12 protein-coding genes and 1 riboswitch are annotated in these 14,717 nt (G+C 72.2%); all 12 genes read right to left on the minus strand.

The features are described from left to right. Positions 1-33: 33 nt before the first annotated feature. On the minus strand, positions 34-1,464 hold the full coding sequence (gene argH, locus KV394_RS16205) for an argininosuccinate lyase (protein WP_206253210.1): 1,431 nt from the start codon (positions 1,462-1,464) through the stop codon (positions 34-36). Next, entirely contained in the window at positions 1,464-2,393 is a 930-nt protein-coding gene (argF, locus tag KV394_RS16210; RefSeq protein WP_136035884.1) for an ornithine carbamoyltransferase, read from the minus strand. Before argF ends, argH begins: the two co-directional genes overlap by 1 nt. Beyond that, positions 2,390-3,595 (minus strand): acetylornithine transaminase, encoded by a 1,206-nt coding sequence (locus tag KV394_RS16215; protein ID WP_247981898.1) that lies wholly within the window; start codon positions 3,593-3,595, stop codon positions 2,390-2,392. The genes argF and KV394_RS16215 overlap by 4 nt, the downstream gene beginning before the upstream one ends. Then, the gene (gene argB, locus KV394_RS16220; RefSeq protein ID WP_247981899.1) at positions 3,592-4,509 is read right to left on the minus strand and encodes an acetylglutamate kinase; all 918 of its coding nucleotides are present in this window, start codon (positions 4,507-4,509) and stop codon (positions 3,592-3,594) included. Before argB ends, KV394_RS16215 begins: the two co-directional genes overlap by 4 nt. Beyond that, positions 4,506-5,663, minus strand: a complete 1,158-nt coding sequence (gene argJ / locus KV394_RS16225) for a bifunctional glutamate N-acetyltransferase/amino-acid acetyltransferase ArgJ (RefSeq protein WP_247981900.1) — start codon at positions 5,661-5,663, stop codon at positions 4,506-4,508. The genes argB and argJ overlap by 4 nt, the downstream gene beginning before the upstream one ends. Beyond that, positions 5,660-6,724, minus strand: coding sequence for an N-acetyl-gamma-glutamyl-phosphate reductase (argC, locus tag KV394_RS16230; protein WP_247981901.1), 1,065 nt, complete (start codon positions 6,722-6,724; stop codon positions 5,660-5,662). The genes argJ and argC overlap by 4 nt, the downstream gene beginning before the upstream one ends. A gap of 239 nt (positions 6,725-6,963) precedes the next feature. Continuing rightward, complete coding sequence (locus tag KV394_RS16235; protein WP_247981902.1) at positions 6,964-7,269, minus strand: thiaminase II/PqqC family protein; 306 nt, start codon at positions 7,267-7,269, stop codon at positions 6,964-6,966. Then, positions 7,266-9,116: a bifunctional hydroxymethylpyrimidine kinase/phosphomethylpyrimidine kinase gene (locus KV394_RS16240; RefSeq protein ID WP_247981903.1), complete on the minus strand. Its 1,851-nt coding sequence runs from the start codon at positions 9,114-9,116 to the stop codon at positions 7,266-7,268. Before KV394_RS16240 ends, KV394_RS16235 begins: the two co-directional genes overlap by 4 nt. Next, the gene (thiM, locus tag KV394_RS16245) at positions 9,113-9,961 is read right to left on the minus strand and encodes a hydroxyethylthiazole kinase (RefSeq protein WP_136044253.1); all 849 of its coding nucleotides are present in this window, start codon (positions 9,959-9,961) and stop codon (positions 9,113-9,115) included. The genes KV394_RS16240 and thiM overlap by 4 nt, the downstream gene beginning before the upstream one ends. After that, positions 9,952-10,045, minus strand: a riboswitch (TPP riboswitch). It overlaps the preceding gene by 10 nt. A 7-nt stretch (positions 10,046-10,052) precedes the next feature. Further along, a complete protein-coding gene (locus KV394_RS16250; protein ID WP_247981904.1) occupies positions 10,053-11,042 on the minus strand; it encodes a Rossmann-fold NAD(P)-binding domain-containing protein in 990 nt (329 codons plus the stop codon). Positions 11,043-11,123: 81 nt separating this feature from the next. After that, a complete protein-coding gene (pheT, locus tag KV394_RS16255) occupies positions 11,124-13,628 on the minus strand; it encodes a phenylalanine--tRNA ligase subunit beta (protein WP_247981905.1) in 2,505 nt (834 codons plus the stop codon). Beyond that, positions 13,628-14,668, minus strand: coding sequence for a phenylalanine--tRNA ligase subunit alpha (gene pheS / locus KV394_RS16260; protein ID WP_136034273.1), 1,041 nt, complete (start codon positions 14,666-14,668; stop codon positions 13,628-13,630). Before pheS ends, pheT begins: the two co-directional genes overlap by 1 nt. Positions 14,669-14,717 lie beyond the last annotated feature (49 nt).

The raw sequence follows: 14,717 nt of genomic DNA on the forward strand, positions 1-14,717 counted from the left end.
GAGCGGGCCGCGGACGACCGCGGCCCCCTCCGCTCACAGCCCGAGAGCGTGCGCCGCCGCCTGGGCCCTGGCCACCAGCTCGGCGCGCTGCTCGGCCACGCGCACCGGCGCGGTCCCGCCCACGCCCGACCGGGACGCCACGGAGCCCTCGATCGTCAGCACCTCCCGCACCGCGGGAACCAGGTGCTCGGACACCGACCGCAGCAGCTCGTCCGACGCCTCCTCCAGACCGATCCCCTGCTCTTCGCACGCGCGCACCAGCGCGCCGGAGATCTCGTGCGCATCGCGGAACGGCACCCGCTGCTTCACGAGCCACTCCGCCACGTCGGTCGCCAGGGAGAAGCCCTGCGGCGCCAGCTCCGCCATCCGCTCCGTGTCGAAGCGCAGCGTCGCGATCATCCCCGCGAACGCCGGCAGCACGACCTCGAGGGTCTGCACCGAATCGAACACCGGCTCCTTGTCCTCCTGCAGGTCGCGGTTGTACGCGAGCGGGAGGCCCTTGAGCGTCGCCAGCAGACCGGACAGGTTGCCGATCAGCCGCCCCGACTTCCCGCGCGCGAGCTCGGCGATGTCGGGGTTCTTCTTCTGCGGCATGATGCTCGAGCCCGTCGAGTACCCGTCGTCGAGCGTGACGAAGCCGAACTCGCGGGTGTTCCAGAGGATGATCTCCTCCGACAGGCGCGACAGATCCACGCCCGTCATCGCCGCGATGAACGCGAACTCGGCCACCACATCGCGCGCGGCCGTGCCGTCGAGCGAGTTCTCGGCCGGGCGATCGAGGCCCAGCTCGGTCGCGACGAGAGCCGGGTCCAGCCCCAGTGTCGAGCCGGCGAGCGCTCCCCCGCCGTAGGGCGAGACGCCCGCACGACGACGCCAATCGACCAGGCGCTCCAGCTCGCGCACGAGCGGCCACGCGTGCGCCTGGAGGTGGTGCGCGAGGAGCACGGGCTGGGCGTGCTGCAGGTGCGTGCGGCCGGGAAGGATCGCCTCGGGGTGGGCCTCGGCCTGCGCCACCAGGGCATCGATCACCCGCAGCAGGTCGCGCGCGATCACCCGGGCGTGATCGATCAGGTACATCCGGACGAGGGTGGCGATCTGGTCGTTCCGGCTGCGTCCGGCGCGCAGCCGACCGCCCAGTTCCGGCCCGAGCTCCGCGATCAGCGCCTGCTCCAGCGCACCGTGCACGTCCTCATCGGTCGGGACGGGCAGCAGCGTGCCGTCGGCGACCCTGCGAGCCACCGCGTCCAGCCCATCGTGCATGCGCTGGGCCTCGTCCGGCTCCAGATACCCGGCCGCGGCGAGCGCCGTGGCGTGCGCGTGCGAACCCGCGATGTCGTACGGCGCCAGGATCCAGTCGAAGTGGGTCGAGCGGCTGAGCTCCACCAGCTCGGGCGAGGGGCCCGTGGCGAAGCGGGCGCCCCACAGCGCGCCCTCGTTCGTGCCCTCGTGCGTCTGTCCGGTCATCACGCGTCCTTCTTGCCGAGCAGCCACACCAGCAGCGCCTTCTGCGCGTGCAGGCGGTTCTCCGCCTCGTCCCACACCACGCTCTGCGGCCCGTCGATCACCGACGAGTCCACCTCGTAGCCACGATCAGCGGGCAGGCAGTGGATGAAGATCGCCTCGTCGTCGGCGAGCTGCATGGTCTCCGGCGTCACCTTGTAACCGCCCAGATCGCGGATGCGTGCGATCTTCTCCTCTTCCTTGCCCATCGACACCCAGGTGTCGGTCACCACGACGTCGGCACCCGCCGCCGCCTCGACCGGGTCGGTGAACAGGGTGATGGAGCCGCCGGTCTCCGCCGCACGGCGGTCGGCGGCCTCGATCACATCGGCGCGCGGCGCGTAGTCCTCGGGCGAGGCGATCCGCACGTGCATGCCCGCCGTGACCCCGGCGAGCGCGTAGGAGTGGGCCATGTTGCTCTGCCCGTCGCCGAAGAACGTCAGGGTCAGTCCCTTCAGGTCGCCCTTGTGCTCGCGGATGGTCAGCAGGTCGGCGAGGAGCTGACAGGGGTGGAAGTCGTCGGACAGGGCGTTGATGACCGGAACGCGGGTGCCCTCCGCCATCTCCTCGAGTCCCGCCTGCGCGTACGTGCGCCACACGATCGCGGCGACCTGGCGCTCCAGCACCCGTGCGGTGTCGGACGGCGTCTCCTTGCCGCCCAGCTGGCTGCTCGCGGTCGAGATGATCAGCGGGCTGCCGCCCAGATCCGCGATGCCCACCGCGAACGACACCCGGGTGCGGGTGGACGACTTGTCGAAGATCACGGCGACGGTCTGCGGGCCCGCGAGGCTCTTGTCGGCCCAGCGATCCTTCTTGAGCTCGAGGGCGAGGTCGAGGATCTCCGCCTGCTCGGCGGGCGTGAGGTCGTCGTCGCGCAGCAGGTGGCGGGTCATGCGGGTACCTTTCCGGGGGCGGAGGAGTGGACGTCGGCGAGGCTCGCCGCGAACAGCTCGCGGAACTCGGCCAGCTCGGCGTCGCCGATCGTGAGGGCGGGCGCGATGCGCACGGTCTCGGGGTTCGCGGCGTTCACGATCAGACCGCGCTCCTGGGCTGCCGCGACCACGGCTCCGGCGACCGGCTCGGTGAGCGCGACGCCGACGAGGAGGCCACGGCCGCGGACACCCGCGACGAGCGGCGAGTCGATGCCCAGGATGATCTCGCGCAGCTCGGCGCCACGGCGGGCCGCATTGCCGACCAGATCCGCGCGTTCGATCTCGGCCAGCACCGCGTCGGCCACGGCGGTCGCGAGCGGGTTGCCGCCGAACGTGGAGCCGTGGGAACCGGGAGTGAACAGGGCGCTCGCGGCACCGTAGGTGACCAGGGCCCCGATCGGGAACCCGCCGCCGATGCCCTTGGCGAGCGTGATCGCGTCGGGCGTGACGCCCTCGTGACTGAAGCCGAACCACTCGCCCGTGCGGCCGGCACCGGTCTGGATCTCGTCGACGATCAGCAGAGCCCCGTGCGCGAGCGTGAGCGAGCGCGCCACCGCGAGGTAGCCCTCCGGCAGCTCGACGACACCGGCCTCGCCCTGGATGGGCTCGACGATGACGGCCGCGACCCGGTCGTCCATCGCGGCCTCCAACGCCTCGACGGTGGCCGGGATGTGCTCGACCCCGCCCGGCATCGGCGCGAACGGCGCGCGCATCGACTCCTTCGCCGTCAGCGCGAGGGACCCCATGGTGCGACCGTGGAACCCGTTCTCCAGCGCGAGGATGCGCGGGCGCTCCGCTCCACCGTGCAGGCGCGCGAGCTTGAACGCGGCCTCGTTGGCCTCGGCCCCCGAGTTGGAGAAGAACACGCGCCCGTCGATGCCGGCACCCGCGAGACGCTTGAGCCGTGCGGCGAGCGCGAGCTGCGGCGGCGTCGCGAAGTAGTTCGAGACGTGCGCGAGCGTGGCCGCCTGCGTGGCGACCGCGTCGACGAAGACCGGGTGCGCGTGACCGAGCGAGGTCACCGCGATGCCGGCGAGGAAGTCGAGGTAGCGTCGGCCGTCGGCATCCCACAGGTACGAGCCCTCTCCACGGGTCAGCAGCGCCAGCCGCTCCCCCGCGTTGAGCACGAGATCACGTGCCGCGTCGTCCTGCCAGACGGTCATGCCGTCGCCCCTTTCTCTCCCAGGACCACTTCGGTCCCGATTCCCTTACTGGTGAACAGTTCGACGAGCACCGAGTGCGGTACCCGTCCGTCGATGATCGCCGCGGCGTCCACGCCGCCCTCGACCGCGTCCAGGCACGCCCGCATCTTCGGGATCATGCCCGACTCCAGGCGCGGCAGCATCTCGATCAGCGCATCCGAGGTGAGGTGCGACACGAGCGAGTCGCGGTTGGGCCAGTCGGCGAACAACCCCGGCACGTCGGTGAGGATCACCAGCTTGCGCGCCCCGAGCGCCACGGCGAGTGCCGCGGCGGCCGCATCCGCGTTCACGTTCAGCGACTGGCCGGGGTGGTCGAGGTCGGGCGCGATGCTCGAGATGACCGGGATGCGACCGGCCGCGAGGTGGTCGAGCACCGCGGTGGGGTCGACCTGCACCACGTCGCCGACCCGGCCGAGGTCGATCTCCTCGCCGTCGACGACCACGCCGCGGCGACGCCCGCCGAACAGACCGGCGTCCTCTCCGCTGAGCCCCGTGGCGATCGGCCCGTGCGAGTTGATCTTCGCCACGAGCTGCGGGTTCACCTGCCCGGTGAGCACCATGCGCACGACACTGATCGCCTCGGTGTTGGTGACCCGGTATCCGCCCTTGAACTCGCTCGGGATCTCCAGCCGCTGCAGCATGTCGGAGATCTGCGGCCCGCCGCCGTGCACGACCACGGGCTGCACGCCGACGTAGCGGAGGTAGGCGATGTCCTGCGCGAAGGCCTCCTGCAGCTCGTCCGAGACCATGGCGTTGCCGCCGTACTTGACCACGACGATCTGGTCGCGGAAGGTCTTCAGCCACGGCAGCGACTCGATCAGCGTGGTCGCCTTCTGCGCGGCGACGTCGGGCGTGGTGTCCTGGATGTCGGTCATGAGGCGTAGGCGCTGTTCTCGTGCACGTAGTCGTGGGTCAGGTCGTTCGTGAGCACCGTCGCGGTGGCCTCGCCGACCTTGAGGTCGATCAGCAGGCGGGTGGCGCGCGGCGTGAGGTCGACCTCCTCGCGCGGACGGTCGGGGCCGCCCGCCGTGCACACCCGGACCCCGTTCATCCACACGTCCACGTCGTACGGGTCGAACTGCGCGTTCGTGGTGCCGATCGCCGCGAGCACCCGCCCCCAGTTGGGGTCGTTGCCGAAGATCGCGGCCTTGAAGAGGTTGTTGCGCGCGACCGAACGGCCCACCTCGACGGCCTCCTGCTCGGTGACGGCGTGACGCACCTCGATCGTGATGTCGTGGCTCGCCCCCTCCGCATCACCCTGCAGCTTCACCGCGAGCTCCTGGCAGAGCGCGGTGAGCGCCTCGGCGAAGTCGTCGAGGTCGGGCACGACCTCGGAGGCCCCGTTGGCCAGCAGCGTGACCTGGTCGTTGGTCGACATGCACCCGTCCGAGTCGAGCCGGTCGAAGGTCTGTCCCGTCGCACGGCGCAGCGCCTCATCGGCCTGCAGCGGCTCCAGCACCGCGTCGGTCGTGAGCACCACGAGCATGGTCGCCAGGCCCGGGGCGAGCATGCCCGCGCCCTTCGCCATGCCGCCGATCGTCCAGCCGTCGCGCGACACGACAGCGGTCTTCGCGACCGTGTCGGTGGTCATGATGGCGTGTGCGGCGCTCTCTCCCCCGTCGGCGCTGAGCTCGGCGATGGCCTGCGCCGTGCCCTCGAGCACCTTGGCGCGGAAGGCTTCGTCGCCCGTGCCGATCAGGCCCGTCGAGCAGACGAGCACGTCGCCCGCGCTGATGCCCAGCAGCTCGGCGGCCGTCTCGGCGGTCTGGTGCGTGGTCTGGAAGCCGAAGCTGCCGGTGAAGCAGTTCGCCCCGCCCGAGTTGAGCACCACGGCCTCGACCACCCGGTCGGCCACGGCCTGCTGCGACCAGATGATGGGGTTCGCCTTGGCGCGGTTGCTGGTGAACACCGCGGCTCCGACCTTGCGCGGACCCCGGTTCACGACCACGGCGACGTCGGGCTTGCCGGTGGACTTGAGGCCGACGGCGACCCCGGCTGCTTCGAATCCTGCGGGTGCGGTAACGCTCACGGGGCGACTCCGTTGATCGAGAGGGCACGGGCCTCGGGGAGCCCCAGCGCGATGTTCATGGACTGGATGGCGGCACCGGCCGTGCCCTTGACGAGGTTGTCGACGGCGGTGACGACGGTGACCCGGTTGGCGGAGCGGTCGATCGCCAGGCCGATCAGGGCGGTGTTGGCGCCCAGGACGTCGGCGGTGCGGGGGAAGCTGCCCTCCGGCAGCAGCTGCACGAAGGTCTCTTCGCCGTACGCGCTCTCCCAGGCCGCGCGGATCTCCGCGTCGGTCGCGCCCTCGACGATCGGCGCGGTGGAGGTGGCGAGGATGCCCCGCGACATCGGGACGAGCACCGGCGTGAACGAGATGCGGATGTCGGCGCCCGAGGCGTCGGCGTCGGCCGGACGGGCCGCAGCGAGCGCCTGCCGGATCTCCGGGATGTGCCGGTGGGTGCCGCCGACCGCGTAGGGGTTGGCCGAGCCGAGGATCTCGCTGGCGAGCAGGTTCGGCTTGAGGCTCTTGCCCGCCCCGGACGGGCCGACGGCGAGGACCGACACGATGTCGGACGGGTCGATCACTCCGGCGGCGACACCCGGTGCGAGGCTCAGGCTGACCGTGGAGGCGTTGCATCCGGGAGCCGCGATGCGCGTCGCCCCGCGCAGCGCGTCGCGCTGCCGTCCGCCCGCGACCGGCAGCTCGGGAACGCCGTACGCCCACGGCTCATGGAACGCGCCGCCGTAGAAGGCGTCCCAGGCGGCCGACGAGGTGAGCCGGTGGTCGGCACCCGCGTCGATCACCAGCGGGACGTCGCCGAGCGCGTCGGTGTACTGCCCCGACTGACCGTGCGGGAGGGCGAGGATCACGATGTCGTGACCGGCCAGGATCTCGGGAGTCGTGTCCTGGAGCGTGAGATGCGCGAGCGAGCGGAGGTGCGGCTGGTGGTCGACGAGCGGTTGACCGGCGTTCGAGTGCGCGGTGACGGTGCGGATCTCGATGTCGGGGTGGGCGGCCAGGAGGCGGAGGATCTCGCCGCCTGCATAGCCCGATGCGCCGGAGACGGCGACGGAGTACGTCATGCTTCTACCTTAACGGTCGGGTCCTCGACGATTTCGGGACCGGGGGCGGGGCCGAAGGCGGCGACACCGGCACTCGACCGCCGCGCACGCGCAGGCAGGAGGGCGGGGTCGCCTAGAGTCGGCGGCCGCGGCGTCGGCGCACAGCGATGACGCTCGGAGCGAGCGTCGAAGGAGCGGTGGCGGCCGAAGGCATGTCGCGACAGTAGCGCGGCCGTCGTCGCCACCGCAAATCCCCACCGTCATCCGACGGCTGCGGCCTCCAGCGGCGCGGCGAAGAACGCCAGCTCGTGTGCGCTCGACGTGCGGAACGCGCGCCGCATGCGCTCCCGTCCGGAGGCGTCAGACCGCGATGCCGCCGCGGTCGCGAAAGCGATGGCCTGCGCCGTCGCCTCCTCGAACGCCGGATCGGCGTAGGTCGACAGCCACGAGGCATAGGGGTGATCGGGATCACGGGCCTCCGCGCCGAAGTCTCCCGCGTGCAGCCGCCTGCCCAGATCGGTGTACAGCCAGAAGCACGGCAGCACGGCGGCGACGAGGGAGTTCATCGAGACCCGCCGAACGCGACCGGCCGCAGATGGTCGAGGTACGCGGTGGTCGCGGGCGCGGGTTCCGCCGCGAACGTCTCCGCGCTCACCCCGCGCTCGGGCGTGAGCCACGACGCGTGCAGCTCCAGCTCCCCCACGATCGATCCGTGCGCCGCGTGCGCCCAGAACGCCTGCTCCGCCGAGGTGGGGGCGGTCCGCGCCGCGGCCGCGAGCACCCTCGCGTACTCGCGCAGGTACAGCGCATCCTGCGCGAGGTAGAACAGGAACGGCTCGCGCGCGAGTGTGCCGTCGGCGAGACCGCGGAGGAAGGGCAGCGCGTCGATCCCGTCGCGCACGTCGGCGATGTCCTGCCACCAGTCGCCGGCGATCTCCTCCGCCGTCTGCCGGGTTTCCAGGTCGCCGCGGTCCCACATTCCAGCGAAATGGTGGACGGGCCCATGTCCCTGCCCCACGGCGAGCGCACCCGCCGCCCGCAGCGACTCTCGCAGCCAGGCGCGCGCGGCACGCACCGCGTCGGACGGCGTGAGACCGCGGGCGAGCAGGGTGGCGAGCGCCGACGACAGGGAACAGCCGGTGCCGTGCGTGTTGGTGGTGGGGATGCGCGCTCCGGGGAACTCGTCCCGCAGGCCGCGCTCCGCGTCCACCAGCGCATCCGGCGCCTCGTCACCCGTGAGATGCCCGCCCTTCACGAGCACCGCGGCGCCGATGTCGGCCGACAGCTCCTCAGCAGCGGCGAGCGCATCCGGCCAGTCGGTGACGGGGCGACCGACCAGCACGGCGAGCTCGGCGAGGTTCGGCGTGACCACCGTGGCGCGCGTCAGCAGCCCCCGCAGTTCACGCTCCGCGTCGGGGGCGAGCAGACGGTCGCCCGATGTCGCCACCATGACCGGGTCGAGCACCACCACCGGGGGGCGCTGCACATCGAGCCAGTCGGCCACCGTGCGGATGACCTCGGCGTCGGCGAGCATCCCGATCTTCACGGCGTCGATGACGATGTCGTCGGACACGGCGTCCAGCTGCGCGCGGAGGAAATCCGCCGGAGGAACGTGGACCGCCCGCACTCCCCGCGTGTTCTGCGCCGTGAGGGCGGTGAGCGCCGCCATCCCGTATCCGCCGTTCGCGGCGATCGCCTTCAGGTCGGCCTGGATGCCGGCGCCGCCCGACGGGTCGCTGCCGGCGATGCTGAGCACACGCGGCACGACCCCCGCCCGCCAACGACGACGGAACGCGGAGGCCGTCTCCGCGGGGTCCGCGGCGGCGCAGAGCGCGGAGACCACGGCGAGCCCCGCCGCGCCTGCGGCCTGGAGCGCCTCGGTGTCATCGATGCCGACCCCGCCGATCGCGACGCACGGGAGCGGGCTCTCGGCCGCGAAGGCCGCGAACCCCTCGACGCCGAGCGGCTCCGGGTGGTCCGGTTTGGTGCTCGTGGGGCGGATCACCCCGACACCGAGGTAATCGATGGTGCCCTGCGGCAGTGCGCGCACGGCATCGAGGTGTTCACGGGTGTTCGCGGTGAGTCCGATGAGCGCGTCCGGACCGAGCAGCTCTCGCGCACGCCGCACCGACGCATCGGCCTGGCCGAGATGCACGCCGTCGACCCGCGCGCCGCGCGCCCGCGCCTCGACAGCGGCGTCCAGACGATCGTTGACCACCAGCAGCGCCCGCCCGTCGATCACGGCGGAGAGCGCGATGAGCTGCTCGACGGTCTCCTCGTGCGCGGCGTGCTTGTCGCGCAGCTGCACGATGCGTGCGCCGCCGTCGACCGCGCGGCGCACGGTCTCGACCACACCGCGCTTCCCGCACAGCCCGGGATCGGTGACGAGATACAGCGAGAAGTCGGCACTCATCGGGTCTCCTCCGACACGCGGGCGCCCGCGGCGACGTCATCCGCGGTCACGGCGTCGAGCGCGTCCAGCAGCGCGACAGCGAAAGTGCCGGGCCCTGCGGCGACCGGGGCGGCGTGCTCAGCCGCCACGGTGTAGACGAGGGTCGCCGCGGCGACCGCCGTGAGCGCATCGTCTCCCGTCTGCCGAGCGGTTCCGAGGAAGGCCGCCATCACGGCGCCCAGAGCACAGCCGCCACCCGTCACGCGCGTGAGCAGTTCGTGGCCGTTGGCGATGCGCACGACGCGATCGCCGTCGGTGATCAGGTCGACGGGCCCGGACACGGCCACCACGGCTCCCGTGGTGCGGGCGAGCTCCTGCGCCGCCCCGGCAGCGGCCTCGGTGCCGTCGGTCGCGTCGACGCCGCGACCGCCGGCCGTGTGGCCTGCCAGGGCGAGGATCTCGGACGCATTGCCGCGGATCGCGGTCGGACGCCGCGCCGCGAGCTCATGCGCGAGGGTCGTGCGCACTGGCAGCACGCCGATCGCGACCGGGTCGAGCACCCACGGGGTGCCGGACGCCGCGGCTCCCGTCACGGCCTCCACGCTCGCGGCGCGCTGCTCGGGCGTCGGCGTGCCCAGGTTGATCAGCAGACCGGAGGCCACACCGGCGAACATCTCGGCCTCGCCGACGATGTCGACCATCGCGGGCGCGGCGCCCAGGGCGAGCAGCACGTTGGCCGTGAAGCCCGTGACGACCGCGTTGGTGACGCAGTGCGTCAACGGAGGCGACTGCCGCAGCGCCTCCCGCAGTCTTCCCGCCGAGGCGGCGAGGTCGGGGGTGGAAACAGGACGCAGAAGATCGCTCATCGCGACATCCCTTCGCTAGTACGAACTAGATCAGGTTCGACGGGTGTGATCTCAGCCGCGGATGCGGCACCCCGTGTCACTGCCTCGCAGTCTAGCGAGCCCCGGCGGGTCCCTCCGTGACGGCCGCGAGGATCCGCAGCTCCTCGGCGCGGGTCAGCCCCGCCCTCCGCTCCCGGTCGACGCCGCGTGCGCGCTCATCGTCGATCACGCGCGCGATCGTGTCGGCCAGCGGACGCAGCGCCCCGCCGCGCGCCCGATAGGCGGCGTTCGACCGCGTCATGAATCCGGTCATCTCCTCGGGCAACCAGAGCGGGAGCGAATGCGGGCCCATCCAGTACTCCACGCCCTGGGCCACCAGCCGATCCGCGTCGGCGATCACCGTCGCCCCCTCGTGACCAGCGGCACGACGCACGGCGGCCAGCACCTCCCCGAGCGGACGCGCATCGCCGATCGCATTCACGGGAGAACCGGGAGACGCCGTCACGAGGAACGCCGCCAGATCGTCCACATCGATCACCTGCGCGGTCTTCCCGTCGAGGGGCGGCAGGAGCACCGGACCGTCGGCCGCGCGGAGAAAGGCGGCGGCCCAGTAGCCGAAGCGATCGCTGGGGTCTCCGTCGCCCACGATCAGCCCGGGACGCGCGACGAGCGCGCGTGCGCCGAGGGCCGCGACGGCGTCTTCCGCCGCGACCTTCTGGGCCGCGTAGTCGTCCTCCCCCTGGCCGTCACGCGCCGGCGCGTGACGCGGCGCGGACTCGTCGGCGCCCGCGGTCATGTCATCGGCGTACACCGACATCGACGACACGTACGTCCACTGCGCCGCACGATCGCCCAGGGCCGCGACGGCCCCCGCGACGTGTGCCGCCCGTGAGGAGACGTCCACGACGTGATCCCACTCGCGGTGGGCGACCTCCGCATAGGCGTCCGGTGCGTCCCGATCGGCGACGATCAGCGCCGCCCCGTCGGGAGCGGCACGCCCCCCGCGCGCGAGGCAGGTCACGTCCGCGCCCGCCTCCAGCCAGCCGTGGGCGATCCGCCCCGAGAGCCAGCCCGTCCCGCCCAGGATCAGCACATCCGTCATGTGCCCATGCCAGCAGCATCCGGGGAAACGCGGAAGGCCTTCCGCTCAGGGCAGAGCGGAAGGCCTTCGCGACGGGGTCGATCAGTCGCGCAGTGCGGCGCCGAATCGCTCCGCCGCGACCGCGACACCCGCCAGCTTGGCGTCGGTCGCCTCCGCAGCGGTGAGCGTCCGGTCGTCGGCGCGGAAACGCAGCGCGAACGTCAGGCTCTTGGCTCCCTCGGACACGCCCTCACCGCGGTAGTCGTCGACCAGTCGCACCGACTCCAGCAGCGCGCCCGCACCCTCGGCGAGCGCCGCCCGCACCTCGCCCGCCGGCACATCGGCGGCCACGGTCAGCGACACGTCCTGCGTGGCCGCGGGGAACGTCGACAGCGAGGCCGCCACGATCCGCGTCCCCGCGAGGGTGAGGATGCGGTCGAGGTCGAGCTCGAGCACGGTGGCGCGACCGGGCAGGTCGGCGTCCTCCGCCACCGAGGGGTGCAGCTCCCCGACGTAGCCGACCTCCTCGCCGGCCGCGACGAGCGCCCCGGTGCGGCCGGGATGCAGCGCGGCGCGCTGCGCCTGTCGCACGTCGATGTCGATGCCCGCGGCGGCAGCGATCACGCGCACGGCGTCGAGCGCCTCGACCAGCCCCGACGCCTCGGCGGGACGACCCGGCTGACGCGGCGACACGTTGCCGGTGAGGAGCACCGCGATGTGGCGCTCCTGGGGTGGGATGGACGCGTCGAGCGCGGCGAGCGTCTCGTCGGAGGGGCGCACGCCGAGCGGCGGCACCTCGTCGGTTCCGTACTCGACGCCCGGCTCCGGCAGGAACACGAGGCCCGTCTCGAAGAGGGCCAGGTCGGTCATGCCGCGGGCGATGTTGCGGTGCGCGGTCTGCAGCAGCCCCGGGATCAGCGAGCGGCGCAGGTACGGGGCCTGCCCGTCGAGCGGGTTCGCCAGGCGGATGCTCGGCAGGTGCTCCCCCGACGCGGAACCGTGCAGGTCGTTCTGCGCCTCGGTCGTGAACGGGAAGGCCGGCGTCTCGACGAAGCCCGCCGCCGCGAGTGCGTTCGCCACGCGGCGACGACCCTGCTGGTGGGCGGTGAGGCCGCGACCGGACGGCGGCGTCGGCAAGACCGCGGGGATGCGGTCGAGCCCGTGGATGCGGGCGACCTCCTCCGCGAGCGTCCACTTGTCGGTGAGGTCGGGTCGCCAGGTGGGCGGGATCACGGTCCAGCCGGCTTCCGCCTCCGTCACCTCGGCGCCGATCGTCGTGAGGGCGCTCGTGATCTCGTCGTCGGTGTAGTCCACGCCGATGAGCCCCTGCACGAACCCGGCCGGCAGCGCGATGTCCCCCACGAACACCTCGGCGAACAGCGCGCCGCCCTCGTCGGTGAGCGTTCCGCCGGCGAGCTCAACCATGAGGTCGGCCGCCCGACGCGCGGCCACGAAGGGGATCAGCGGGTCGACGCCCCGCTCGAAGCGCTTGGAGGCCTCACTGGGCAGCTTGTGGCGACGGGCCGTCCTGGCGATGGTCGTGGGGTCGAACGTCGCGGCCTCGATCAGCACGTTGCGCGTGGTGTCGCTCATCTCGGTCGTGCCGCCACCCATGACACCAGCGAGGCCGATGGGACCGGACTCGTCCGTGATGAGCAGGTCCTCCTCGTGCAGCGCACGCTCCACGCCGTCGAGCGTGGTCATCTTCTCGCCCGGCGTCGCGCGACGCACCGTGATGCCGCCCGCGAGCTTGTCCAGGTCGTAGCCGTGCAGCGGCTGCCCGAGCTCGAGCATCACATAGTTCGTGATGTCGATCAGCACGCCCAGCGACCGCATGCCGGCGAGGCTCAGCCGGGCGATCATCCACGGCGGCGTCGGGCGGGACGGGTCGACGTCTCGCACGACGCGCGTGACGAACTCGCTCGCACCGACGTTGCCGCGCACCGGGGCCCGGTCGTCGACGACGGTCGTGTGACCGGAGCCGGGCTGCAGCTCGGCGAAGTCGCGCTCCGCGGGGTCGCGGAAGGTCGCGCCCGTGGCGTGGGCGTACTCGCGGGCGACACCGCGGACCGAGAAGGCGTAGCCGCGATCGGGGGTCACGTTGATCTCCACCGCGACGTCGTCGAGGCCGAGCAGCGCGATGGCGTCGGTGCCCACCGGGGCATCGATGCCGAGGTCGGACAGCACGACGATGCCGTTGTGCTCGTCGCCGAGGCCGAGCTCGCGCGCGGAGGCGATCATCCCGTCGGACACGTGCCCGTAGGTCTTGCGCGCGGCGATCGGGAACGGGCCGGGCAGCACCGCACCGGGAAGGGTCACGACGACCTTGTCCCCGGCGACGAAGTTGTGCGCCCCGCAGACGATCCCGCGGACGCCGCCGTGCTCCTCCCCGACGTCCACCTGGCACCAGTTGATGGTCTTGCCGTTGGACTGGGGCTCCGGTTCGAGCGACACGACCTGGCCGACCACCACGGGACCCGTGATGGCGAAGCGGTGCACGTCCTCCTCTTCGAAGCCGACCGTCACCAGCGCCGCGAGGACATCCTCGGGCGTGGTCTCGGGAGCCAGATCGACGTACTCACGCAGCCACGAAAGCGGGACGCGCATCACACCACCATCCCGTACTGCTCGCTGAAGCGGACATCGCCCTCGGCCATGTCGCGCATGTCCTGCACATCGCTGCGGAACATGAGTCCCCGCTCGATGCCCATGCCGAACGCGAAGCCGCTGTAGACCTCTGGATCGATCCCTGCCGCGCGCAGCACGTTCGGGTTGACCATGCCGCAGCCGCCCCACTCGATCCAGCGCGCGCCGCCCTTGAAGGTCGGGTGCCACAGGTCGAGCTCAGCGGACGGCTCCGTGAAGGGGAAGTAGTTGGTGCGGAAGCGCATCTTCGCCTCCGGCCCGAAGAGCTGACGCGCGAAGTGGTCGAGCGTGCCCTTCAGGTGCGCCATCGTGATGCCCTTGTCGATCACGAGCCCCTCGAACTGCGTGAACACCGGCAGGTGCGTGGCGTCGAACTCGTCGGTGCGGTACACCCGCCCGGGGCACAGCACGTAGATCGGCACCTCGCGGTCGAGCATCGACCGCACCTGCACCGGGCTGGTGTGCGTGCGCATCACCAGGTGACGCGAGGTCGGGTCGACGTAGAACGTGTCCTGCTCCTGGCGGGCGGGGTGGTCGACGTCGAAGTTCAGCGCGTCGAAGTTGAACCACTCGTGCTCGAGCTCCGGCCCCTCCGCGATCTCCCATCCCATGCCGACGAAGATGTCCTCGACCTGGTCCTGGAGCAGCGTGAGCGGGTGGCGGGCACCGACGCGCGTGCGCGAGGGGACCGCGGTGATGTCGACCCGCTCGGCTTCGAGCCGTGCGGCGACCTCGGCGGCGGCCAGCTCGGCCTCCTTCGCCGCGAGCGCCTGGGTCACGCGCCCCCGTCCCTGGCCCACGAGCTTGCCGAACGCGGCCTTGTTCTCGGGGGCGACCTGGCGCATCGAGGCGTTCAGGACCGCGAGCGGCGATCCCTCGGCGACGTGCGCGGCTCGGGCTGCTTTCAGCTCGGCGGTGTCGGCGGCCGCATCGATCGCCGCGAGGGCGTCGGCGACGGCGGCTTCGACCGCGTCGGGGGTGATTTCCGGAGACTCTGACACGGGAGTCGAGTCTACCGGCGCGGGACGCGCGTCCCGCGCCGGTCGCGAC

The sequence above is a fragment of the Microbacterium sufflavum genome, assembly GCF_023101165.1.
Lineage (GTDB): Bacteria > Actinomycetota > Actinomycetes > Actinomycetales > Microbacteriaceae > Microbacterium > Microbacterium sufflavum.

What these genes read in the sequence shown, in the direction of transcription:
- argB (WP_247981899.1), bottom strand. Translation starts at nt 4,509, where the DNA reads ATGACCGACATCCAGGACACCACGCCCGACGTCGCCGCGCAGAAGGCG.
- KV394_RS16235 (WP_247981902.1), bottom strand. Translation starts at nt 7,269, where the DNA reads ATGAACTCCCTCGTCGCCGCCGTGCTGCCGTGCTTCTGGCTGTACACC.
- thiM (WP_136044253.1), bottom strand. Translation starts at nt 9,961, where the DNA reads ATGAGCGATCTTCTGCGTCCTGTTTCCACCCCCGACCTCGCCGCCTCG.
- KV394_RS16240 (WP_247981903.1), bottom strand. Translation starts at nt 9,116, where the DNA reads ATGAGTGCCGACTTCTCGCTGTATCTCGTCACCGATCCCGGGCTGTGC.
- KV394_RS16250 (WP_247981904.1), bottom strand. Translation starts at nt 11,042, where the DNA reads ATGACGGATGTGCTGATCCTGGGCGGGACGGGCTGGCTCTCGGGGCGG.
- argH (WP_206253210.1), bottom strand. Translation starts at nt 1,464, where the DNA reads ATGACCGGACAGACGCACGAGGGCACGAACGAGGGCGCGCTGTGGGGC.
- pheT (WP_247981905.1), bottom strand. Translation starts at nt 13,628, where the DNA reads ATGCGCGTCCCGCTTTCGTGGCTGCGTGAGTACGTCGATCTGGCTCCC.
- KV394_RS16215 (WP_247981898.1), bottom strand. Translation starts at nt 3,595, where the DNA reads ATGACCGTCTGGCAGGACGACGCGGCACGTGATCTCGTGCTCAACGCG.
- argC (WP_247981901.1), bottom strand. Translation starts at nt 6,724, where the DNA reads ATGACGTACTCCGTCGCCGTCTCCGGCGCATCGGGCTATGCAGGCGGC.
- argF (WP_136035884.1), bottom strand. Translation starts at nt 2,393, where the DNA reads ATGACCCGCCACCTGCTGCGCGACGACGACCTCACGCCCGCCGAGCAG.